Below are 20,655 nucleotides of genomic sequence, written 5' to 3'. Positions count from 1 at the left end.
CGTTTGAGCTAACCTATCTCAAAAACATAATAACTAGGGAACCTACGAATAAGTCCTATACGACTTTGCTATGCCCCTTGGGTACAGGCTTAAAGAGCAATTGAAGCACGAGGCAATGATTACAGGCATGCTGGTTGCCTGTCGAAAATCATTAACAAAGTGATTCGGTTGCTCTGTAAGCCCCGTAGGGTGGGCTCTAAAACGACCATCTACTTTGTCAGTCAGCTTGAAAAGGTCCAGACATTTCGCTGCACTGACTTTCGCGTATCTGGTCGTTTTATAGCTCACTGAGAAAGTATGAGACTTATCAGTAGGTTCCCATAAGCTCAACTGACAGGATCGCATCATGCAGGAACAGGATAAATACCAAGAATTTATTGCTGAAGCCGCTAAGTTTATTCCGGAAAAGCGGATTATTACTGATTACCTTCGTACCCTTGCTTACGGTACAGATGCAAGCTTCTATCGCTTGCTACCGAAGGTGATTGTGCAAGTGGCGGAAGAGTCCGAAGTGATCCGTCTGATGGCTTTAGCGACAAAACTGAATCTGCCGATTACGTTCCGTGCATCAGGTACCAGCCTGTCAGGTCAGTCCATTACCAACTCAATCATGCTTTCCCTAACACCGGATTGGAAAGACTATGAGATTCTAGAGTCGGGTAAAAAGATCCGCATGCAGTGTGGTGTGCTGGGAGGCGATGCCAACCGTTATCTCGCGCCATTAGAGCGTCAACTCGCACCGATGCCAGCGTCGATCGATGCGGCTACTGTGGGTGGTATCGCTATTAACAATGCGGCGGGCATGAACTCTATGGACACGTACGGTGTGATGGATTCAGCTCGTTTTGTATTGTTAGACGGCACTGTTCTGGATACAGGCTCCGAAGAGAGCCGTGAAGCGTTTCGCGTGAGTCATGCTGGTATGATTGCCGACGTAGAAGCGCTTTCCAAAAAGCTGCGCAGTAACACCGCGTTAAGCAAACGTATCCTGCGCAAATACGAAGTTAAAAACACCACTGGTTATGGTTTGCGTTCTCTAATCGAGTGGGATGATCCGATTGATATCATCGGGCGTTTGATGATTGGGTCTGAAGGTACGCTAGGCTTTATCTCCGAGATCACTCACAACACGATTCGTAAGTACCCGCTAAAAGCCTCTGCGTTTTTGGTCTTCCCTGATATCCGTACAGCAAGTATTGCGGTTACGCGTTTTAAGCTAAATAAAACGCCGGTATCTGCAGCAGAGATGATCGACTATTTTGCCCTTAAAGCGGTACAGCACATGGATGGTGTACCAAGTTATATCCAAGGTGTACCAGAAGGTGCGACAGCGATCTTGGTTCAAGCCGAAGCCGATGAGCAAGAGGTTCTAGAAAGTCATATCGCGACGATTCTTACTGAGATCGACGATCTGGAATTGGTTGTACCTGCTAGCTTTACCGATAAACCCTCGGAATATCAGGCGTACTGGAATGTGCGTAAAGGGATCTTCCCTGCGGTGGGTGCAACGCGTCCGAAAGGCACAACAGCGCTGATCGAAGACGTAGCTTTCCCAATCGAAACGCTAGCGGATGCATTGGTGGATCTCCAGCAGTTGATGCAGAAGTTTGGTTATGATGACGGTGTTATCTACGGCCACGCATTAGATGGCAACCTGCACTTTATCTTCTCTCAAGGCTTTAGCAGTAAAGAAGAGGTCGATCGTTACGAACGCTTTATCGATGAAGTCTGCGATGTCGTTGTTAACAAATACGATGGCTCTCTAAAAGCGGAACATGGCACCGGTCGTAACATGGCTCCTTTCGTCCAGAAAGAGTGGGGTGATGAAGCCTACAGCGCCATGTTGGAGATCAAGCGTATCTTTGATCCACAAGGCATCCTAAACCCGGATGTCATGATCACGCAAAATCCAAAGCTGCATATCAGTAACCTGAAGCCGATGAAGGCAGTGAGCGATATTGTTGATCAGTGTATCGAGTGTGGTTTCTGTGAGCGTATGTGCCCATCGAAAAATCTAACACTCAGCCCGCGCCAGCGTATTATCGGCAAGCGCGAACTGGCGTTGTTAGAGGGTGAAAACCAGCAAGCTTTCGCTGATGAATATGACTATATGGCAGTAGATACCTGTGCTGGCTGTGGCTTGTGCTCAACTGTTTGTCCTGTAGGCATTAATACCGGTGATTTGGTTCGACAGCTTCGCCACGAACGTCACGCCAGCCGTGAAGGTATGTCCGAATGGATCGCTAATAACTTTGGTACGGTTACCAAAGCGGCGAAAACCGCCTTTGGTGTAGCTGATATGAGTCACGGCTTGCTGGGTAGTAAAGCGATGGGTGCGGTAACACGTACTGCCCGCAAACTCTCTGGCAATAAGATTGGTTACTGGAGCCCAGAGATGCCGACGCCGGCACCTAAACTGGAGACGGAAAAGCGCCAACCAGCTCAGCCAACAAATACCTCAGGTAACAAACTGAAGGTGGTTTACCTGCCAAGCTGTGCTAGCCGTACTATGGGACCAGCGCGTGGTGCAGAAGAACAAACCTCGCTAGTGGACAAAACAGAAGCGCTGCTACGCAAAGCAGGGTTTGAAGTTATCTATCCACAAAACCTTAAAGAGCAATGCTGCGGTATGCCGTTTAAGAGTAAAGGCATGTTTAACCAGGCCGAAGCTAAAGCTGCTGAAACAGTCGATATGCTGCTAGAAGCGAGTAATGGCGGAGAGATTCCTGTCTACTGTGACACTAGTCCATGTACGATGCAGCTAAAAGAGAATCTAGATTCTCGTATCAAGCTGTATGAGCCGGTCGACTTTATTCACACCTTTATGATGGACAAACTGGACTTCAACCCTGTGGATGACAAAGTTGCCCTTCACATAACCTGCTCCGCACGTCGCTTAGGTCTGGACCAAAAAATCGTCGAAGTGATGAACGCCTGCAGCACCAATGTCGTGGTTCCTGATCAGATTACCTGCTGTGGTTTTGCCGGTGACAAAGGCTTCACTACCCCTGAACTAAATGAATCAGCACTACACACACTCGCTGACCAAGTTGAAGGTTGCAGCAGCGGTTATTCGACCAGCCGTACCTGCGAAATCGGCCTAAGCCACCACTCCGGTATTGACTACCAGTCCATTGTCTACCTAGTAGACCAGTGTACTGAGAGGAAGGGGTAGGGGCAGAACGCTTCGCTTTTAGGACGCCGCTTCGCGGCTAGAGAAAAAAACTGTTCAAGTAATTACAGGGATGTTTTTGGCTGAAACCTGACGCCCTCAGGTTTCAGCTTTTTTATATCTTCAAATTCCTTTCTTACCTTGCCAGCAGTGAGTAGCTAGAACAGGCTTTGTCTGCGAGTGGTTAGAAATAACAAGGACGCTGACGCTAGAGAACGCTCCGCTTTTAGGACGCCACTTCGTGGCTAGAGGACGCAGCTGCGCTGCTAGAGGAAAAGCGAAGGGTGTTTTTAATATTTAAGAATTTAACTAATAGATTCTTTCCCATCAATCACCTAGCATGTAGCCCTCTTTATCAGAAACAGATCAAAGGATTTGATTAGATGTTCTTATATTGGAAAAGGATTTTTCTCTGTCTAACCACCGCTACCCTACTTGCAGGATGCGCGTCTACTGCACCCCAGCAACATGTTGTTGTTCAACTTCCTCTGGCAGAAACTACTCTCAAACTAGATGTCCAAAATAACGATCAGCTAGCCATTGGCGAATTTCTGTTATTAAACAGTGATGAAGGCTATGTCAGCATTCAAGTGCTTAGTGCTGAGGAGGAAATAGAACTGCGGGGCATAACTACCCAAGAGTATCTTGATCAACTTTATGGGACTCGCAAGCCAGAAATTCAGGATATTGGACAAGCAAAGTTAGTATTGTCGGAAAGTGTTGTTTCAACTGACTACTTAGAACACGAAAGCTATTTTGCGATATATCAGAAAGAGCAAGATGGGCGAGAACGCATCTTCTTTACGGATAAAAATGAGCAATCATCTACGTATTACATTTTAGAAACTGAGGGAAAGGATTCCCGCAAAATATTCTATGGAGAGATAAATGATAATAAGCGCGGAAGATAAGCGATATGCTAAGGCTATACAGGCTTCGCCTGCGAGTGGCTAGGACGCCGCTTCGCGGCTAGAGGACGGCTGCGCCTAGAGAACGCTTCGCTTTTAGGACGCCACTTCGTGGCTAGAGGACGCAGCTGCGCTGCTAGAGGGAAAGCGTTTTAACTCGTTTGAAGGCATTGGGATATCTTCAAACCGCTGTCTTTCCAGCGAAGGCTGGAATCTAGTTTTTGCTGAAAAACGATCAGGCCGTCATAAATTACCTCATCTTTATTTATCATTCCTTTCCCTCCTTCAACTGATTCTTATCAATTTGTGTAGTTGTATAAACGCTAATGTATAGGCATTCTTGTTTGAAATAAGGCCAAGTAGGCCGTGGATTATCTTCGTCAAAAGGAAAGACGATGGAATGGATTTTGATCTTTGCAGTGTTGATGTTTGTCGCACTGATCTTGTTAAAGAAGTTTGCTGCACAAAGCAGTGACTCTTCAGAAAATGCTTTAGGTTATCGCCAAAAGAAAACCTTATTCACAGAAGCTGAGCGCTCGTTCTTAGGTGTGTTGGATCAATGTATTGACCCTAAACAGCACCGCGTATTTGGCAAAGTCCGAGTAGCGGATATTTTTGAGCCCAACCCAACTCAAAATCGTAGCGAATGGCAGAAGGCTTTTAATCCCATCAAAGCAAAACACTTCGATTATGTGATCTGCACCGTCGATACGCTTAAACCTGTTTGTGCTATCGAGCTAGATGACAAAAGTCACAGCCAGAAAAAACGTCAACAGCGTGACCAGCTTTTAGAAAGCGTCTGCCAAGACGCCAACCTGCCTCTGATTCGTGTACCTGCGAAACGAAGTTACAAGCTTGAAGAGGTTAAGGCGGTGCTTTCTAAACGTTTTGCACAAACACAGGCCGAGCCTGCGCTTGGTCAGGAAGTTGGTTCGCAGAAAGTGAAAAAGGTAAAGATCGAGCCTATTAAGGAGTTAGAAGTGATTAACTCTGGCGTTACTGATATGTCGGTCGGTGAAATAGGTCGATAGGTTAAAAGGCTTTGAATTCTTTTAATTATAGGCTTTAAAATTCTCAATATATTATTGGTAGGTAAAACTTTGGCAGATAATATAGATCAAAAACCTGGGGCTTTAGCAAAAGATAAAGATATTGCAGGTGTTTTAGACGAAACATTCTATGATGCATATTGGTTACTTGAGAATCTTTTGGAGAATATATACGCATTGCTTATTGCCCTTATTATTGGTGCTTTCTTCGCTTATAAGAAAGGGTATTGGTCAAGGTTTATTAAGTTGTTTGAGTTGAAGGACTTTCCAAGAAGGGGGGAGTTTTTCATATACCACCAAAAGCTTAAGAGTGAAAATGAAGCTGTAACACCAAGGGATCACTTGGTTCAAAGAAGTCTACTTGGTGTTATTGAAGTTCCTAATACATATGGCACCTTTAATACTTCGGGAGGGCAGATTAAATTTATACCTGTCTCTCAAAATAAAAGTATCCTTCAGAAGGATGCGATTAAATTTATCCGTAAATGCATAGTTGATTTTTCTGTTGACCTATCAAAAGCTCCGCTCTCAAAGAGAAGCGGAAATTCTCTAAATTCTTCTATTGAAAATGTTAGCTCAAGTTTTATAGCTCAAGGCGTTATTCTTAATGCAATTTATGAGTCAGAACCACAAATGGTCGCGGTCACAGGAAAGGTTGGGTGTGGCAAAAGTACTTTGATTCATTCAGTTGGTAGTTTTTTTGGAGCAAATAATAAACACCTTAAATCAAAGGTAGCCTTTATTGTTATAGATGTACGGTCATTGCTGGAAGAGAAAATGAGTTTGAGTAAATCATTTCATAGCAATGTCAGTAATGAAATGTTTGTTTCAAAAGTAATGGAGTTTATTAAAGAGAAAGTAGTAGAGTTCTTATGCAAATATAAAATTAGGGGTGTTGAAAAGAACTTAACCTTTGAAGAGGCGGTGTCTTGCTGTTATTCATTAGGAATAAGTGTGATTATTTCATTAGACGAGTTAGATCATCTATATACTGTTTTTGCTAGGCATGTTTTAACTTATCGAGGTGATCCACAAAAAATGTACGAAGAGCGCTATCGGCTCTTATTTAGAGAATTATGTGAATTTCATCGTAATATTCCTATTTCATTACCAACGCAGGTAGCTAATACACTTGTATTGCTGATCGCGCGAAAAAGTACCGTTAGATTAATTGATGAAGTTATTGGTGGGAGGCCTATAAGAGATTCTTATCGTATAGAGATAGAAAAGACGGATTGTAATACGATATCGGAGATAATTAAGCGGCAAGTTGATGTTGTCATATCGCAGGTTGGGTCAGAAGATAAATCTCATTTAAAAGCTCTTTCCGATAAATTGAGTAAAGGCGACTTGGATTATGATAAAAATATAAAAGTAAGTGTTCATGGTGTAAGGCATTTAATAAATGCAATAGCGAAATTATCCGATCTGGCTCAGCAAAGTGGGGTAAGTGGTTACAAACTTTTATCAGGAGTAGCAGCAAATCCTGGTTTACTACGTCTGTATCAGTATATTGATGGTAATCCCGATTACTCGCAAGCTGATGAAGGTATATCGAACATATACCTCGTAAATAAAGACCCTGCTGCAAATGATGCGGGCTGTTCGTTAGAAGAAAATGAAGATAAACAGTGGCTTTTTAATGATCACCTTCAGAGCTATTGGCTTAAGTATTTTCTATGCCAGTATATAGTAAAGATGCATTGTGATAATGATAGGCAGGTCAACTTTAGTGATGTAGTTGAACTTTTTGTTTCCAAAACAAAGGAAACCTCAAACCACTATGAAGAATCCCTTGTTAAACTTGCCCTGCTACATGCTTCGAAGGTAGATCACGGCAGACTTATAAAGTTTGGCTTTGATCGAGGGGTGACAGTAATTCCTGCTTCCCGGCTTAATTATATGTTAGATGAACATATTTTCTGGGATTTTGGTTATTTGATGGTTGTTGTTGAAGATAAGTGGCTTGAATTTCCCCGAGAAATTTATTCAGAATTTAAAAAGAACTCTAACTATTCAGTGCATGAATTCATAAAAAACTTTCATAAAAATACTAAGGATAAAAAAGAAAAATTTCTGGTGTATAAAGCAGTGCAGGTTTTGAAATTTTACGAAGTTCTTAAGGTCGGTTTGAAGTACGAGAAAAAGCGCTGTAACTCAGTTTATGAATCACTAGAAAATTTAGGGGTTAATATAGACCCTATGGATAGTTTTTATGATCATTTGAAGCGTTCGATTTTAGATTTTACTGAGAAATACGTTGGAGTTAATTCCGTACCAATTATTGAAAGAACAATCAAAGATTTTGAGGAAGGTAAAAGTGATTTAGAAATTAAACTTGAGGGGATCTTTGGCTACTATCATGAATTACCACTTAGGAAAGAGATATGCGATAAAATGACCCTTTATCATAGAAATAGGGAAAGCTTTATTGCTTCTAATCCCTAATATGGATTTGATTATCTTAGTACAGTAGGTAACTCCCTTCTCCTTATTAATGCAATAAAAAACCAGACAACCCCTTGTCTGGTTTTTTGCTTTTAAGTCTTTTTCTAACCACTCTAGCGGCGTAGCCGCGTCCTAGCGCGAAGCGTTCTAGAAGCGTAGCGGTCTGATCTATAGCGAAGCGCTCTGATCCAAAGCGAGCCCCTCATTTCATTGCTAGACTACATACAGCTTTTTGTAGATCTAGTGATGGAGCCCTAGTGAAGATCAGAACCCTCTGTCTCTCTCTGTTTTTGATACTGAATGTAAATAACTCTGCGTGGGCAGATGATCATTCAGGAGTGACGCTCGTCTCTACGGAACTCATGTCCGGCCTTTTGGAAAAGACTGAGAATGGGGTGGAAGGGATCTATCCAGATTTCTTTGCACAAGCCGCGAGCAAAGCTGAAGTAACAATAGATTACCGCATCGTGCCGTGGTCCCGCGCTGTTTTAGAGACGGAAAAATCTAAGGAATATCTTCTATTTCCGCTGACTCGTACTACGGAGCGAGAAGAGCGATTTAGTTGGCTGGCGAAGCTGTGGGAAGTACCGATCTGTTTTATTTCCTCGACTCAGCCTATGAATTCCTTTGAGGAGGCAAAGCGTGCCGAAGGGATTATGGTTTGGCGTGGTTCCTCTCATCAACAGAAATTGGTAGAACTAGGTTTTGCTAACTTAATTCACTTCGATGATCCGCGTTTGGTTAAGCGCGTGCTTTCTCGACGAGATAATGTCGCTTGGTATACGCCTTGTAATGAGGGACTATCACTCTTTGGCCCTTTCAATGCTGAGCACCCCATTATTATCGGTAAGGTTGTGGATAATGAAGAGGTTTGGCTAGCGGGCGGGCATAACTATCTCTCATCCGATGAAAGGCAACGCTTCCTAAACGCAGTATCTGAGTTAGCGCCTGAAGGTACGCTTAGACGAAGAATTCTGATTGAAGGGCGATAGGAGAATAGCCTTTTAGATCTCCATTATTTTTACATATTCACTTCAAAGTTAAATCCATTATTAAAAAGCCCGAGCAATGCTCAGGCTTTAGATAATCGTGTTGTCTTGAAGCTATTGGGTTGCTTCGTCGTTACTTCAGGCTTTTGTAGTACGCAGAAAGATTGTCGATGTCAGCGTCTGAAAGCGTTGATGATATTGGTGCCATCACTGCGTCTTTTCGCATACCACTTTTAAAATCGTGCAGCTGCTTGGCAAGATAAGCAGCTTTTTGACCTGCCAGATTTGGATACATAGGCAGTGCGCTAATACCGTTTGCTCCGTGACAGGACGAGCACATCGCAGCCTTAGCTTTACCAGCAGCGATATCGCCAGCTATTACTGAACCCGACAGACTCATTACTGCGATACCCGCGATTGCGAAAATCTTTTTCATTGTAGTGCCTCACTTTATATTTTTTATTGGCAGCTCCTAAAGAGCTAGATTCAGAGTAAAAGAAATGTATAAAAAAGCCCAGATCGGAGTCTGGGCTTTGTGTTTAAGCTTTTTCTAGCCACTGAAAACCTTGGATTCCAGCCTTCGCTGGAATGACGAAATAAAAAAGCCCAAACAGAACTAACTGCTCGGGCTTTATTGTCTTTAACGCTTTTTCTAACAACTCTAGCGGCGCAGCCGCGTCCTAAGCGCGAAGCGTGCTAGAAGCGTAGCGATCTGCTTTTACAGCGCTTCGATCTTACCGTACTGCTCTTTCAGCTTATCGAAAGCAGCTTGAGAGCCTGCTAGCTTCTCACGCTCTTTAGCGATAACTGCTTCTGGTGCATTAGATACGAACTTCTCGTTACCTAGCTTACCTTCAACACGGCTGATCTCTTTCTGTAGCTTGTCTAGTTCTTTCTGTAGACGAGCAAGTTCAGCATCTTTGTTGATTAGGCCGGCCATTGGTACCAATACTTCCATATCGCCTACTAGCTGAGTAGCTGCCATTGGCGCTTCATCACCGGCATTTAGCCATGTGATGCTGCTTAGAGACGCTAGTTTAGACAGGAAGGTACGGTTTGCTTCTAGACGTTGTTGGTCTAGGTCGCCACCGTTCTGGAACAGTACGTCCAGCTCTTTAGCAGGGGAGATACCCATTTCACCACGGATATTACGTACACCTGTGATAACGCCTTGTAGCCATTCGATCTCTGCTTCCGCATCGCTATCGATCTTGTCAGTGCTTGGTACAGGGTAAGCCTGAGTCATGATAGTGTCGCCTTCAACACCCGCTAGACCTTTAACCTGCTGCCAGATTTCTTCTGTGATGTACGGCATGATTGGGTGAGCAAGACGTAGGATTGCTTCCAATACGCGAACTAGGGTACGGCGAGTACCGCGCTTAGCTGCTTCGGATGCATCTTCGTCCCATAGTACTGGCTTAGAAAGTTCTAGGTACCATGCGCAGTAGTCGTTCCAGATGAAGTCGTATAGTGACTTAGAAGCCATGTCGAAACGGTACTCATCGAAGTGTTTAACTACTTCAGCTTCTACCGCTTGTAGACGGCTAGCGATCCAGCGATCTGCTAGAGATAGTTCGATATCTCCACTGTTCTGGCCGCAATCTTCACCTTCAGTGTTCATTAGCACGTAACGTGCTGCGTTCCAGATCTTGTTACAGAAGTTACGGTAACCTTCTAGACGCTTCATATCCCAGTTGATGTCACGGCCAGTCGAAGCCAGTGCAGCAAGGGTGAAGCGAAGTGCGTCAGTACCGTGTGCCTGAATGCCTTCTGGGAACTCTTTCTTAGTACGTTTGCCGATCTTCTCAGCTAGTTGTGGCTGCATCATGTTGCCGCAACGCTTTTCTAGCAGCGTATCTAGCTCGATGCCGTCGATCATGTCCAGTGGGTCCAGTACGTTACCTTTAGACTTGGACATCTTGTCGCCGTTTTCGTCACGGATTAGGCCGGTAACGTAAACAGTTTTGAATGGTACTTGTGGGTTGCCGTCTTCATCTTTCATGAAGTGCATGGTCATCATTATCATGCGGGCTACCCAGAAGAAGATGATGTCGAAACCTGTTACTAGCACATCAGTCGGGTGGAACGTTTGTAGGCGCTGAGTATTTTCAGGCCAGCCTAGTGTTCCGAATGTCCATAGTGCCGAGCTGAACCATGTATCAAGAACGTCATCGTCCTGACGTAGTTCAACTTCTGGATCTAGACCGTATTTTTCGCGCGCAGCTTCTTTGTCGTTCGCTACGTATACGTTGCCTTCGTTATCGTAGAAGGCTGGGATACGGTGTCCCCACCAAAGTTGACGAGAGATACACCAGTCTTGAATGTCGCGCATCCAAGCGTTGTACATGTTCTCATACTGCTGTGGTACAAATTTGATATCGCCTTTTTCTACTGCTTCAACCGCTGGTTTCGCTAGTGTCTTAGCATCAGCAAACCACTGGTCAGTTAGCATTGGCTCAATAACTACGCCACCACGGTCGCCGTAAGGAACCGTCATGTCGTTTTCTTCGATCTTAACTAGTAGGCCTGCTGCTTCGAAATCTGCAACGATTTCACGACGCGCTGCAAAGCGCTCCATACCACGGTATTTTTCCGGGATGTTAGTGTCGATATCGTTGTTTGGCGTACCGTCAGTGTTAAAGCCTTCACCTTCTTCGCGAATATCAGCGTTGTAGGTTAGGACGTTGATCATTGGTAGATTGCAACGCTTGCCCACTTCGTTATCGTTGAAGTCGTGTGCAGGGGTGATTTTTACGCAACCAGTGCCTTTTTCCATGTCAGCGTGTTCGTCGCCAACAATTGGAATACGGCGGCCAACAAGCGGAAGAACGATCTCTTTACCGATCAGATCTTTGTAACGCTCATCTTCAGGGTTAACCGCAACACCAGTATCACCTAGCATTGTTTCTGGACGAGTCGTACCTACAACGATGTGGTCTTCGCCAGCCGCAGTTTTTACGCCATCAGCTAGTGGGTAACGTAGATACCACATCTTGCCTTTGACTTCTTTGTTCTCAACTTCTAGATCAGAGATCGCAGTGTGAAGTTTAGGGTCCCAGTTTACTAGGCGCTTGCCGCGGTAAACCAAGCCTTCGTCGTATAGACGGATAAATACTTCTTGAACTGCGTGGTAGAAGCCAGAGTCCATTGTGAAGCGCTCGTTCGCCCAATCTACAGAGTTACCTAGGCGACGCATCTGGCGAGTAATGGTACCGCCGGACTCTTCTTTCCATTCCCAGATCTTTTCGATAAAGGCATCACGACCTAGATCGTGACGAGACTTTTGCTCTTCAGCCGCAAGCTTACGCTCAACAACCATCTGCGTAGCGATACCCGCGTGGTCTGTACCTACCTGCCACAGAGTATTTTTACCCTGCATACGCTTGTAACGAGTTAGAGCATCCATGATGGTGTGCTGGAAAGCGTGACCCATGTGCAGGCTACCGGTGACGTTCGGTGGCGGAATCATGATGCAGTAAGAATCACCTTCGCCTTGAGGTGCGAAGTAGTTGTTGTCTTCCCAGGTTTTGTACCAGGATTTCTCGATTTCGTGCGGCTGGTAAGTCGTATCCATTGCGCTCTGAGTCTTCTGAAAATCTGTCGAATTAGGCCGCCCGAGAGTTGCCGTGGGCAGCACGCATAAAGTCCAACATTATACAGGATATTGGTGAGCAGTAGCTAGGGCGAGGAAGACGATAGGGCGCGGCTTTGCTATTAACGTAAAAAGAAGGACGGCTGCGCCTAGAGGACGCCATTTCATGGCTAGAGGACGCTGCTACGCAGCTAGAGGGAAAGATAAAAACCAAAGTAATGTTGATGCATCAACAAGAGCTTTAAAACGGAATTTTTAAGGGAGTAAATAAAAATCATGCATTAATTGATTAGAATGGGGTGGCGTTAAGGTTTTTCTCTAGCCACGAAGTGGCGTCCTCTAGCAGCTTTGCTGTGTCCTACAAGCGAAGCGACCTCTAGGCGAAGCCGTCCTGTTTTTCGTCCTACTTCTATACTTAAAAATATCAAAGTTATTGCGGAGGTACGAACATGAAACAATGTTATGCCACACGCGGTTTTTTACCTTGTCAGGATCCGGTGACTGAGTTGGTTTTGGGGGAGCCATATGCAGTACTGGATACGGTGGGTAATTCGTTACCGAGTTTGTTATTAGAAAATGATGCTCGAAACTATTTGCGTCGAGTGTTTGTTCCCGATTGGCCCTATATCAATATCCCTGATGATCTCTGGCCGCAAGCGTGCCTTTACTATGTCAGGTTGGGTTTTATCGCGTCGGGTTATATCAATCAAATAGGGCAACCAAGTTGCCATTCTTTACCTGCTAACCTAGCCCGTCCCTTATGCAAAATTGCTGACCTGATGCAGCGACCACCCATCCTGAGTTACGACGGTTACGCGCTGTTTAATTGGCGACGGTTTGATATTCGTAAGCCAGTTCAACTGGGTAATATCGATACGATTCAGAACTTTGTTCATCTCTACGATGAGCATTGGTTTATCTTGGTCCATATCGAAATAGAGGCTTTGGCAGCTGATATTTTAGATGCGGTTTTAAGTCTGCAAGGTGAAGTTCAGCCTAGAGATGTTGATGCTGCACTCGATAAGATCGCCATGGCGATGACCTCGATTATTCAGGTATTACAACGGATACCTGAACGCATGTCGGATGAGCTGTATTTCTCTAAATTCCGCCCTTATATCGGCCAATTCCAAGAGGTGGTGTATGAAGGTGTGAATATAGATCCGATCAGCTATCGAGGTGAAACTGGCGCACAAAGCTCAATCATGCCGTTGCTGACGGAATTTATGAAAATCCCTCACCAAGATAATCGCTTAACCCGCCATTTATACGATATGCGTCAGTACATGCCTGTCGATCATCGAATTATGTTGGAGCAAGTACGTGCCATGCCTGATGTTAAAACCGTGGCAAATTCCGATAAGTTTGATGCTGTGTTAGAACTGATGGCCTGCTTCCGTGAAGTGCATTATCACTGGGCGATTAAATACATCGCACGACGGTGCAATGACCAACAAGGCACTGGTGGTACGCCTTACATGCGCTGGCTTAAGTTCCTGATTGAAGAAACGCGTGGGCATAAAAAGTCCGGCGGGAAAGGGACGGTTGTGGCTTGAAGGGCAGGACGCAGCTGCGCTGCTAGAGGACGTGGCTTCGCCACTAGAGGAAAAGAAGGACGCTGTTACGCAGCTAGAGAAAAAGATTAAAAAACACAGGAAAAGTGGTGCCCGAATGAGATCAGAAAGAAATAGGGGATCTTTAAGGAGATAGAGAAAAATCATGCATTAACTTGGGGTATGCAGTAAGTGTTACAGCTTTTTCTCTAGCAACGAAGTTGCGTCCTCTAGCAGCTTTGCTGCGTCCTACAAGCGAAGCGACCTCTAGGCGAAGCCGTCCTCTAAGCCTTCGGCTTAGGGCGCATATCATGCATATCAATCTGGATGCCATTAGATTGATAGAGCTTGTAGTTCTTGCGGGTTGAGGTAAGGACGTCTTCTGTTTGCACGACGACTTCTAAGATTCGATCGAATCCTAGCGCGTCTTCTGGAATATCTAAGTTAAGATTAACGAACACGTCTTTATGCAGCGGGCGTTGTTGATCCCAGCCGATTTGTACACCGGCTTGGAGATCTTCGCCTACCAGTTGGTGTGGGATGAATGCTTCGGGGCGGTATTCCCAGAGAAGCTGATCAATATGTTTGGCTTCACTTTCATTCGCAGTTTGGATGTAAAGTTGGTGCCCTAGCGCACGGATCTTTTCGACTAAACGGCAAAGAAAGCGACCGCGGGCATCCGGGTCGCTAGAAGGTAATACATAGAAATCAGCTTTACTGGTCATCGGTTACTAAGCCTGAGGCTTATTCCTCGTCTGCTGATTGGTTCAGTAGGTACTGAGTTAGAAGTGGTACACAGCGGCCTGTAGCGCCTTTGTTTTTACCACCGCTATGCCATGCAACACCTGCGATATCCAAGTGAGCCCAACGGTACTCTTTAGTGAAGCGAGATAGGAAGCACGCTGCTGTGATTGTGCCGCCTGGGCGACCACCGATGTTAGCGATATCGGCAAAGTTAGAATCTAGCTGCTCTTGGAACTCATCCCATAGCGGTAGTTGCCAAGCTTTATCTGCTGCTTGGTTACCTGCTTGCATTAGTTCTTGTGCTAGATCGTCATTGTTAGATAGTACGCCAGTAGCGTGGTGACCTAGTGCGATGATGCACGCGCCAGTTAGGGTTGCGATATCTACAACTGATGCTGGCTCAAATTTGCCTGCGTAAGTAAGCGCGTCGCAAAGTACCAAACGGCCTTCAGCGTCAGTGTTTAGGATCTCAACCGTTTGACCAGACATAGTCGTTACGATGTCGCCTGGCTTAGTTGCATGGCCGCTTGGCATGTTTTCAGCTGCAGCAACGATACCAACAACGTTGATCGGTAGCTCCATTTCACATAGCGCAGTCATTGCACCGAATACGCTTGCCGCACCACACATATCGTACTTCATCTCGTCCATGCCAGCGCCTGGTTTCAATGAGATGCCGCCGGTATCGAAGGTAATGCCTTTACCTACAAGTACGTGTGGCTTGTCGCCTTCTTCTCCGCCTTTGTATTCCATAACAATCAGTTTGGAAGGCTGCTCAGAACCATTACCTACTGATAGTAGGCAGTGCATACCCAGTTCAGCCATCTCGTCTTCATCAACGATGGTTGCTGTTAGGCTTTCAAATTCGTCGTCTAGTTCTAGTGCTTGCTCGGCTAGGTAAGTCGGCGTACAGATGTTGCCCGGTAGGTTACCTAGGTCGCGCGCAATGCTCATGCCGTTTACGATCGCTGTACCGTCTAGAAGGGCTGTTTCTGCAATTTCTGCATCACCATCGTTAACAACTAGCGCAATCTGTTCCAGTTTTAGAGGGTCCGCTTTTTTGCTCTTAGTCTCGTCGTAAACGTAAAGCTCAGCGCCTGCCCATTCAACAACATGGCGAAGTTGGCGGTATTGATCAGCGTCATCACTCAGTTTGCAATCTAGCGCAAATGTTACGCTGCTTACGCCTGTGCCTTTAACGATGCCCATAACTGCGGTTACAGCTTTGCGTAGGTTGCGGTTGTTACGGTCTTCTTCTTTACCGAAACCAACTAGCAATACGCGCTTCGTAGTTACGCCCGGTACTTTATGAAGTAGAAGTGTTTGTGCTGTTTTGCCGCTGATATCACCTTGATTGATGATTTCGCTAATGTATCCAGAGCTGGCGCTGTCGACTGCTTTCGCTGCAGGGGATAAGTTGCCATCAGCTTCAACTGCGATGACTAGACATTCTGTTTCTAGTGACTGAATTTCACCATTTACAATTTCAAAATCCATGTTAGCTCCAAACTCACGGCCAGCAGCCGTCTAAACAAGACATTAGGTGCGGATTAAAGGATAATGCCGATACTTTAAAACTCAGTACCTAGGCTTTGACAGATAAATTCCGCTGTAAAGGCCCATAATATAAACCATTTTTGTGTCGGTAACAGTTTCGTAGGGACATAGAGTGATCGTTTTTCGTTATTTATCTCGAGAAGTACTACTCAGCATGTTGGCGGTGAGTTCGGTTTTACTCGTCATCATTATGAGTGGACGTTTTGTTAGATACCTTTCCAAGGCCGCAGCAGGTGAATTAGATCCGAGTGTGTTGTTTGCCATTATGGGGTATCGCTTACCGGGATTCCTTGAGCTGATTCTGCCCTTAGGTTTATTTCTTGGCTTCTTGCTGGGTTATGGTCGTCTTTATCTTGAGAGTGAGATGACAGTACTCGAAGCCTGCGGTATGAGCCAAAAACGATTAGTGGCTTATTCCATGGGGCCCGCGTTGCTGGTGGCTGCTGTTGTCGGTGTTTTATCCGTTTTTGTATCTCCTTACGGCGCATCTGAAACTAATAAGATCTTTGACGAACAAGAAAATCGAAGCGAATTAGAAACCCTTGTACCGGGGCGTTTTCAGAAAAATCAAAACAGTGCTCGAGTGACCTATACCGACTCTGTGGATGATAATGGTGAGCTAGGTTTGGTCTTTATGGCCGACCGAAATAAGAGCACTAAGCGTTTACAGATCACCCTAGCTGAATCAGGCAGTATGATGACTGATACTGAACGAGATCAGCGTTTCCTAGTACTAGAAGATGGCTTTCGTTATGAGGGTGTTCCAGGTCAGGCTGATTACACTGAACTAGGGTTTAAGCGTTATGGATCGGAAGTAGAGCGCAAAAACCAAGAGATCCGTTACGACAAAGTAGAGGCTTTGCCCACTTCTGTGCTTTGGGAATCGGATGAACCTAAGCATCGAGCGCAGTTGAACTGGCGTCTCTCTCTACCGGTATTGGCTATTGTGGTTACCTTATTGGCGGTGCCTTTAAGCCGTGTTAACCCTCGGCAGGGGCGTTTTGCGCGCCTAGTTCCGTCGATTATTATCTATCTTTTATACCTCACGATTCTGAGCAATATAACCAGTAAGGTAAGCGATGATGAAGCTGCGCCTATTGCAATCTGGATGGTGCATCTTGTGTTTGCTCTATTTGCGCTCAATATGATTCTTTTTGGCCGTTTCTGGAGTCGGGTCTTTAACCAAATTCCTATGCCGACTTTGCGCATGCCATGGAGTAAGAAAACATCATGAAGCTATTAGATCTGTATATCGCGCGTCATGTCTTAGGCGGCTTCTTGGTGGTTCTGCTGGTGGTTGCAGGGCTAGATATGTTGTTTGCTCTGGTGGAAGAGCTTAAAGATGTTGAAGGTAGTTATACCTTCGCTGCTGCGGTTGAGTATTCTCTGCTAACCTTGCCGCGCCGTATCTACGAGTTTATTCCTCTCTCAAGCTTGATCGGCTGCTTGTTGGGTTTGGGTATCCTTGCTTCAAGCTCTGAACTTACGGTTATGCGCGCAGCAGGTATCTCGACTTTAGGGATTATCCTATCTGTTATGAAACCGGTATTGCTGATTATTGCGTTTGCATTAGGCCTTGGTGAATTCGTTGTTCCCCATACCGAGCAGCAGGCGCAGAGTCACCGCCAAGTCATGCAAACTGGCAGTAGTGCAATTAATGATGCCAGCCGTGTTTGGCATCGTGATGAACGTACCTTCTTACATATTAATGCGGTAATTCCGGATGGGTCAGTGCGTGGTGTTAGCCGCTACGAGTTCAATGAAGACCTCACTCTTGCACGTTCTAGCTTTGCTAAAAGAGGAACTTATGAAGATGGTAAATGGGTGCTTACTAATGTTCGAGAGACTCGTTTCCCGTCAGTAGAGGATAGAGCAACGCCAGCTACATCAGCAGTGACTACTAAAACTTTGAAGTCCGAAGTTTGGGAAAGTGGTTTAACCCCAGAATTGTTAAAAGTGGTAATGGTTGAGCCTACAAACTTATCGATGAGTGGTTTGCTCTTTTATAGTGACTATCTAAAAGAACAAGGTTTAGCTTCCTCGCAATATCGTGTTGCGTTTTGGAATAAGCTTTTGCTTCCATTAGCCGTTTTTGCTTTGGTATTGGTCGCTGTGTCTTTCATCTTTGGCCCACTGCGAAGCGTAACCCTCGGACAGCGCTTGATTACCGGAATAATCGTCGGCCTTGCCTTTAAACTCACACAAGACATTCTCGGCCCAACCAGTGCTGTATTTGGATTTGCGCCGTTTGTTGCGGTGATTATCCCGATTCTGATTTGTGCAGGGTTTGGTTTCTGGTTGCTTAATAGGGCTAAGTAAGGCGAGCGAAGCGCGGCTAAACCCTGCTAAAGTCAGTGAAAAACCGTACAGGCTAAGGGAAGAAGCATCCTAAACAGCGATTGAAATAGTTTGGGAATTTTAAATAGTCATTAGCAACAAGGAGGTTGTTATGAGCTTTGAAAGACTTCACGTCTGGAAGAAAGCTTGTAATTTGAGTTGTGAGCTTTATCAGCATTTTGCTAATTGTAGGGATTTCGGGTTTAAAGATCAGATTACCCGAAGTGGTTTATCTATCCCCAGTAATATTGCAGAGGGTTTTGAACGAGGTTCAGAGAAAGAAAAGAGAAAATTCCTTTTCTATGCTCGAGGATCAGCTGCTGAGCTACGTACTCAAATACTTATTGGCTGCCAAGTAGGGTTTGTTGAGCCTAGTTTGGCTGAAAAGTGGTCAGCGGAGCTGTTTTACATTAAGAAAATGATCAATACATTAATCCAGCAATGTGGAGATTAATGTATTGCCTTTCGCTGCCTTTCGCTGCCTTAGCCTGTTTTTAGCTGTATTAAGCTGGTTTTATCTGCCTTATTCCAAAATCCTCGCATTCTTCGGCAGCTCTACCACATGTGTGCCTGACGCTAGGTCATGCCATGTCATCTTCTGTTTGTTGATAAACATCCAAAGAAAGCCTGCGCCGAAAGCGGAGAGGGAGATGATACCTACGATGTAGCGTATTAGGGATTGAGTGAAGTTAAGGCGGTAGCCTTCTGAGGTTTGTACGCGCAAACGCCACGCGAGCATGCCAAGGGTTTGACCGTTGCGCATCCAGAAGAAGGAAAGGAACAGGTAAACGATGATAAATAGAGCGGACTGATACACGGCAAAGTAAGGGCTGGTATCTAGGGCTTCGCCGCCGTTGATGGTCATAAGCACACCGGTAGAGACCATTAATAGGGCTGCGACTAACATCAGGTCGTAAACAAAAGCACCTAAGCGTTTTAGTGGGCTGGCGATTTTGATATCGGCATAAGTTTCTTTAAAGGCTCGGCTCATTTTATCAATACACGTGTAGGGTCGAGTTCAATACTGGGCTTAACTTGCTGGATCGCGAAAAATGCCCGCTAAAAGTGATCTTTCTAGATTCGGATTTTACATGGAAAGAGCTATGCTTCGCCACCCGCGGGCGATTAGGCAATAAAAAAGGCGATCAGATGATCGCCTTTTTTAAATTTGGTAGCGCTTATTCTGCAATGTACGTTTTACGGTATTCAGCAGCTAATGCTTTGGCTTCTTCAAGCTCGCTTGGGTTCAGTTTCATTACCAAACGCTTTTCAATAGCTTGTGCAGTTTTGTTACCCAATTCAGCAGCATTGTGCATCCAAGCGTAAGCTAGGATATTTGTATCCTGATCTTTCTGAGAACCGTGGTTGTTAGAGTAAAGCGTACCTAAGAAGAACATCGCGTCAGTGTGACCTTGGTTAGCCGCTTTACGGTACCAACGTTCTGCTTCTTCGAAGTTTTGCTCTACACCTGTGCCGAAGTTGTAGCAGCGGCCAATATTGTGTTGTGCAGCTACGTAGCCTTGATCGGCAGATTTAAGATACCACTCGATCGCCATATCTGCGTTACGTGACAGGCCATAACCGAATTCTGCCATCTCACCCAAACGGTTTTGTGCTTGAGCATCGCCAGATTCAGCAGCAGGTTGAACGGTTTTTAGTTCAACTTTGTATTCTTTGTCTTTTAGCGCACGTAGGCTGTTTACGTTAGCCATATGACCTTGAGAAGCACCGCGCTTGTAGTAACGGCGTGCTTTAGCTTCATCTACCTCAACACCCCAGCCATTTTCATACATCTGACCAAGCATATTGAGTGCATCTGGGTCGCCTTCTTTTGCCAGTGGCTTCAGCTCTTCAAGTGCTGTTGCGTAGTCTTGCTTGTCAAAGGCTAAAGAGCCTTTGCCTAGATCGGCTGCCATCAGGTTCGTTGTACCAATGCTCAGCATTAGACTTGTAGCTAAAAGAATCTGTTTCTTCATCGAGTGTTGCCCGCATAAATTAGTTTGGGTTCGAGAGAGGCCGACGATTATACCTATATTGGAAAAAATTTGTTTGCTCCAAGTCGTATTTACCTCACCCGCACTTTATAAATGACAATTGTCTGTATATAAAGTTTTGTTAAGCACTCTCTAATGTATTGTTTTTTCTGCAAAAAGAAGTGCTTTTTATTAGTCAGATACTAATTTTTGTACCTACACTAGATTGGAAGTGATGATTATATAAAAGATATTTTTTAAATACATTATTTATTTCTTGTGTTTGGATCGACTGGTATAAGCACTGATATCAATGTTTTTACCTGCTGATCT

The 20,655-nt window shown here is 45.0% G+C and carries 15 protein-coding genes; 9 read left to right on the top strand and 6 right to left on the bottom strand.

What is annotated here, in order from left to right; all coding sequences use genetic code 11:
- Nucleotides 1–346: 346 nt before the first annotated feature.
- The 5 genes from ACMXYN_RS14315 to ACMXYN_RS14295 all read left to right on the top strand — a co-directional run bounded on the left by ACMXYN_RS14315 (nucleotide 347) and on the right by ACMXYN_RS14295 (nucleotide 8,569).
- Nucleotides 347–3,175: an FAD-binding and (Fe-S)-binding domain-containing protein gene (locus tag ACMXYN_RS14315; protein WP_415892412.1), complete on the top strand. Its 2,829-nt coding sequence runs from the start codon at nucleotides 347–349 to the stop codon at nucleotides 3,173–3,175.
- A 380-nt stretch (nucleotides 3,176–3,555) separates the two neighbouring features.
- Complete coding sequence (locus ACMXYN_RS14310; protein ID WP_415892411.1) at nucleotides 3,556–4,083, top strand: hypothetical protein; 528 nt, start codon at nucleotides 3,556–3,558, stop codon at nucleotides 4,081–4,083.
- Between the two features lie 392 nt (nucleotides 4,084–4,475).
- Complete coding sequence (locus ACMXYN_RS14305; protein ID WP_415892410.1) at nucleotides 4,476–5,111, top strand: DUF2726 domain-containing protein; 636 nt, start codon at nucleotides 4,476–4,478, stop codon at nucleotides 5,109–5,111.
- A 69-nt stretch (nucleotides 5,112–5,180) separates the two neighbouring features.
- Nucleotides 5,181–7,577 (top strand): hypothetical protein, encoded by a 2,397-nt coding sequence (locus ACMXYN_RS14300; protein ID WP_415892409.1) that lies wholly within the window; start codon nucleotides 5,181–5,183, stop codon nucleotides 7,575–7,577.
- Between the two features lie 257 nt (nucleotides 7,578–7,834).
- Nucleotides 7,835–8,569, top strand: coding sequence for a hypothetical protein (locus ACMXYN_RS14295; protein ID WP_415892408.1), 735 nt, complete (start codon nucleotides 7,835–7,837; stop codon nucleotides 8,567–8,569).
- 130 nt (nucleotides 8,570–8,699) lie between these two features.
- Here ACMXYN_RS14295 and ACMXYN_RS14290 read toward each other — a convergent pair whose 3' ends face one another.
- Both ACMXYN_RS14290 and ACMXYN_RS14285 read right to left on the bottom strand, forming a co-directional pair.
- A complete protein-coding gene (locus ACMXYN_RS14290) occupies nucleotides 8,700–9,002 on the bottom strand; it encodes a c-type cytochrome (protein ID WP_415892407.1) in 303 nt (100 codons plus the stop codon).
- Between the two features lie 282 nt (nucleotides 9,003–9,284).
- A complete protein-coding gene (locus ACMXYN_RS14285; RefSeq protein WP_415892406.1) occupies nucleotides 9,285–12,140 on the bottom strand; it encodes a valine--tRNA ligase in 2,856 nt (951 codons plus the stop codon).
- Nucleotides 12,141–12,607: 467 nt separating this feature from the next.
- On the opposite strand from ACMXYN_RS14285, the gene ACMXYN_RS14280 reads away from it, so the two are divergent.
- Nucleotides 12,608–13,714 (top strand): hypothetical protein, encoded by a 1,107-nt coding sequence (locus tag ACMXYN_RS14280; protein WP_415892405.1) that lies wholly within the window; start codon nucleotides 12,608–12,610, stop codon nucleotides 13,712–13,714.
- Between the two features lie 281 nt (nucleotides 13,715–13,995).
- On the opposite strand, the gene ACMXYN_RS14275 is transcribed toward ACMXYN_RS14280, so the two are convergent.
- Nucleotides 13,996–14,436, bottom strand: a complete 441-nt coding sequence (locus ACMXYN_RS14275; protein ID WP_415892404.1) for a DNA polymerase III subunit chi — start codon at nucleotides 14,434–14,436, stop codon at nucleotides 13,996–13,998.
- Nucleotides 14,437–14,455: 19 nt separating this feature from the next.
- Complete coding sequence (locus ACMXYN_RS14270; protein WP_415892403.1) at nucleotides 14,456–15,952, bottom strand: leucyl aminopeptidase; 1,497 nt, start codon at nucleotides 15,950–15,952, stop codon at nucleotides 14,456–14,458.
- A 172-nt stretch (nucleotides 15,953–16,124) separates the two neighbouring features.
- Between ACMXYN_RS14270 and lptF the strand changes: the two genes are divergently transcribed.
- From lptF to ACMXYN_RS14255, 3 genes are all read left to right on the top strand, one after another.
- Nucleotides 16,125–17,246 carry an LPS export ABC transporter permease LptF gene (gene lptF / locus ACMXYN_RS14265; protein WP_415892402.1) on the top strand — a complete coding sequence of 374 codons (1,122 nt, stop codon included), beginning with the start codon at nucleotides 16,125–16,127 and terminating at the stop codon, nucleotides 17,244–17,246.
- Nucleotides 17,243–18,331 (top strand): LPS export ABC transporter permease LptG, encoded by a 1,089-nt coding sequence (lptG, locus tag ACMXYN_RS14260; protein WP_415892401.1) that lies wholly within the window; start codon nucleotides 17,243–17,245, stop codon nucleotides 18,329–18,331. Before lptF ends, lptG begins: the two co-directional genes overlap by 4 nt.
- Before the next feature lie 130 nt (nucleotides 18,332–18,461).
- Nucleotides 18,462–18,803, top strand: a complete 342-nt coding sequence (locus ACMXYN_RS14255) for a four helix bundle protein (protein ID WP_415892400.1) — start codon at nucleotides 18,462–18,464, stop codon at nucleotides 18,801–18,803.
- 69 nt (nucleotides 18,804–18,872) lie between these two features.
- Here ACMXYN_RS14255 and ACMXYN_RS14250 read toward each other — a convergent pair whose 3' ends face one another.
- On the bottom strand, nucleotides 18,873–19,340 hold the full coding sequence (locus tag ACMXYN_RS14250; protein WP_415892399.1) for an RDD family protein: 468 nt from the start codon (nucleotides 19,338–19,340) through the stop codon (nucleotides 18,873–18,875).
- Nucleotides 19,341–19,527: 187 nt separating this feature from the next.
- On the bottom strand, nucleotides 19,528–20,325 hold the full coding sequence (locus ACMXYN_RS14245; protein ID WP_415892398.1) for a tetratricopeptide repeat protein: 798 nt from the start codon (nucleotides 20,323–20,325) through the stop codon (nucleotides 19,528–19,530).
- Nucleotides 20,326–20,655: the final 330 nt, after the last annotated feature.

Source organism: Neptuniibacter sp. PT8_73, assembly GCF_047778045.1.
Taxonomy (GTDB): Bacteria; Pseudomonadota; Gammaproteobacteria; order Pseudomonadales; family Balneatricaceae; genus Neptuniibacter.
This window is presented reverse-complemented; position numbering and strand designations above follow the sequence as displayed.

Coding starts and splice junctions, on each gene's coding strand:
- ACMXYN_RS14315 (WP_415892412.1), top strand. CDS start 347: ATGCAGGAACAGGATAAATACCAAGAATTTATTGCTGAAGCCGCTAAG.
- ACMXYN_RS14310 (WP_415892411.1), top strand. CDS start 3,556: ATGTTCTTATATTGGAAAAGGATTTTTCTCTGTCTAACCACCGCTACC.
- ACMXYN_RS14305 (WP_415892410.1), top strand. CDS start 4,476: ATGGAATGGATTTTGATCTTTGCAGTGTTGATGTTTGTCGCACTGATC.
- ACMXYN_RS14290 (WP_415892407.1), bottom strand. CDS start 9,002: ATGAAAAAGATTTTCGCAATCGCGGGTATCGCAGTAATGAGTCTGTCG.
- ACMXYN_RS14285 (WP_415892406.1), bottom strand. CDS start 12,140: ATGGATACGACTTACCAGCCGCACGAAATCGAGAAATCCTGGTACAAA.
- ACMXYN_RS14280 (WP_415892405.1), top strand. CDS start 12,608: ATGAAACAATGTTATGCCACACGCGGTTTTTTACCTTGTCAGGATCCG.
- ACMXYN_RS14275 (WP_415892404.1), bottom strand. CDS start 14,436: ATGACCAGTAAAGCTGATTTCTATGTATTACCTTCTAGCGACCCGGAT.
- ACMXYN_RS14270 (WP_415892403.1), bottom strand. CDS start 15,952: ATGGATTTTGAAATTGTAAATGGTGAAATTCAGTCACTAGAAACAGAA.
- lptG (WP_415892401.1), top strand. CDS start 17,243: ATGAAGCTATTAGATCTGTATATCGCGCGTCATGTCTTAGGCGGCTTC.
- ACMXYN_RS14255 (WP_415892400.1), top strand. CDS start 18,462: ATGAGCTTTGAAAGACTTCACGTCTGGAAGAAAGCTTGTAATTTGAGT.
- ACMXYN_RS14250 (WP_415892399.1), bottom strand. CDS start 19,340: ATGAGCCGAGCCTTTAAAGAAACTTATGCCGATATCAAAATCGCCAGC.
- ACMXYN_RS14245 (WP_415892398.1), bottom strand. CDS start 20,325: ATGAAGAAACAGATTCTTTTAGCTACAAGTCTAATGCTGAGCATTGGT.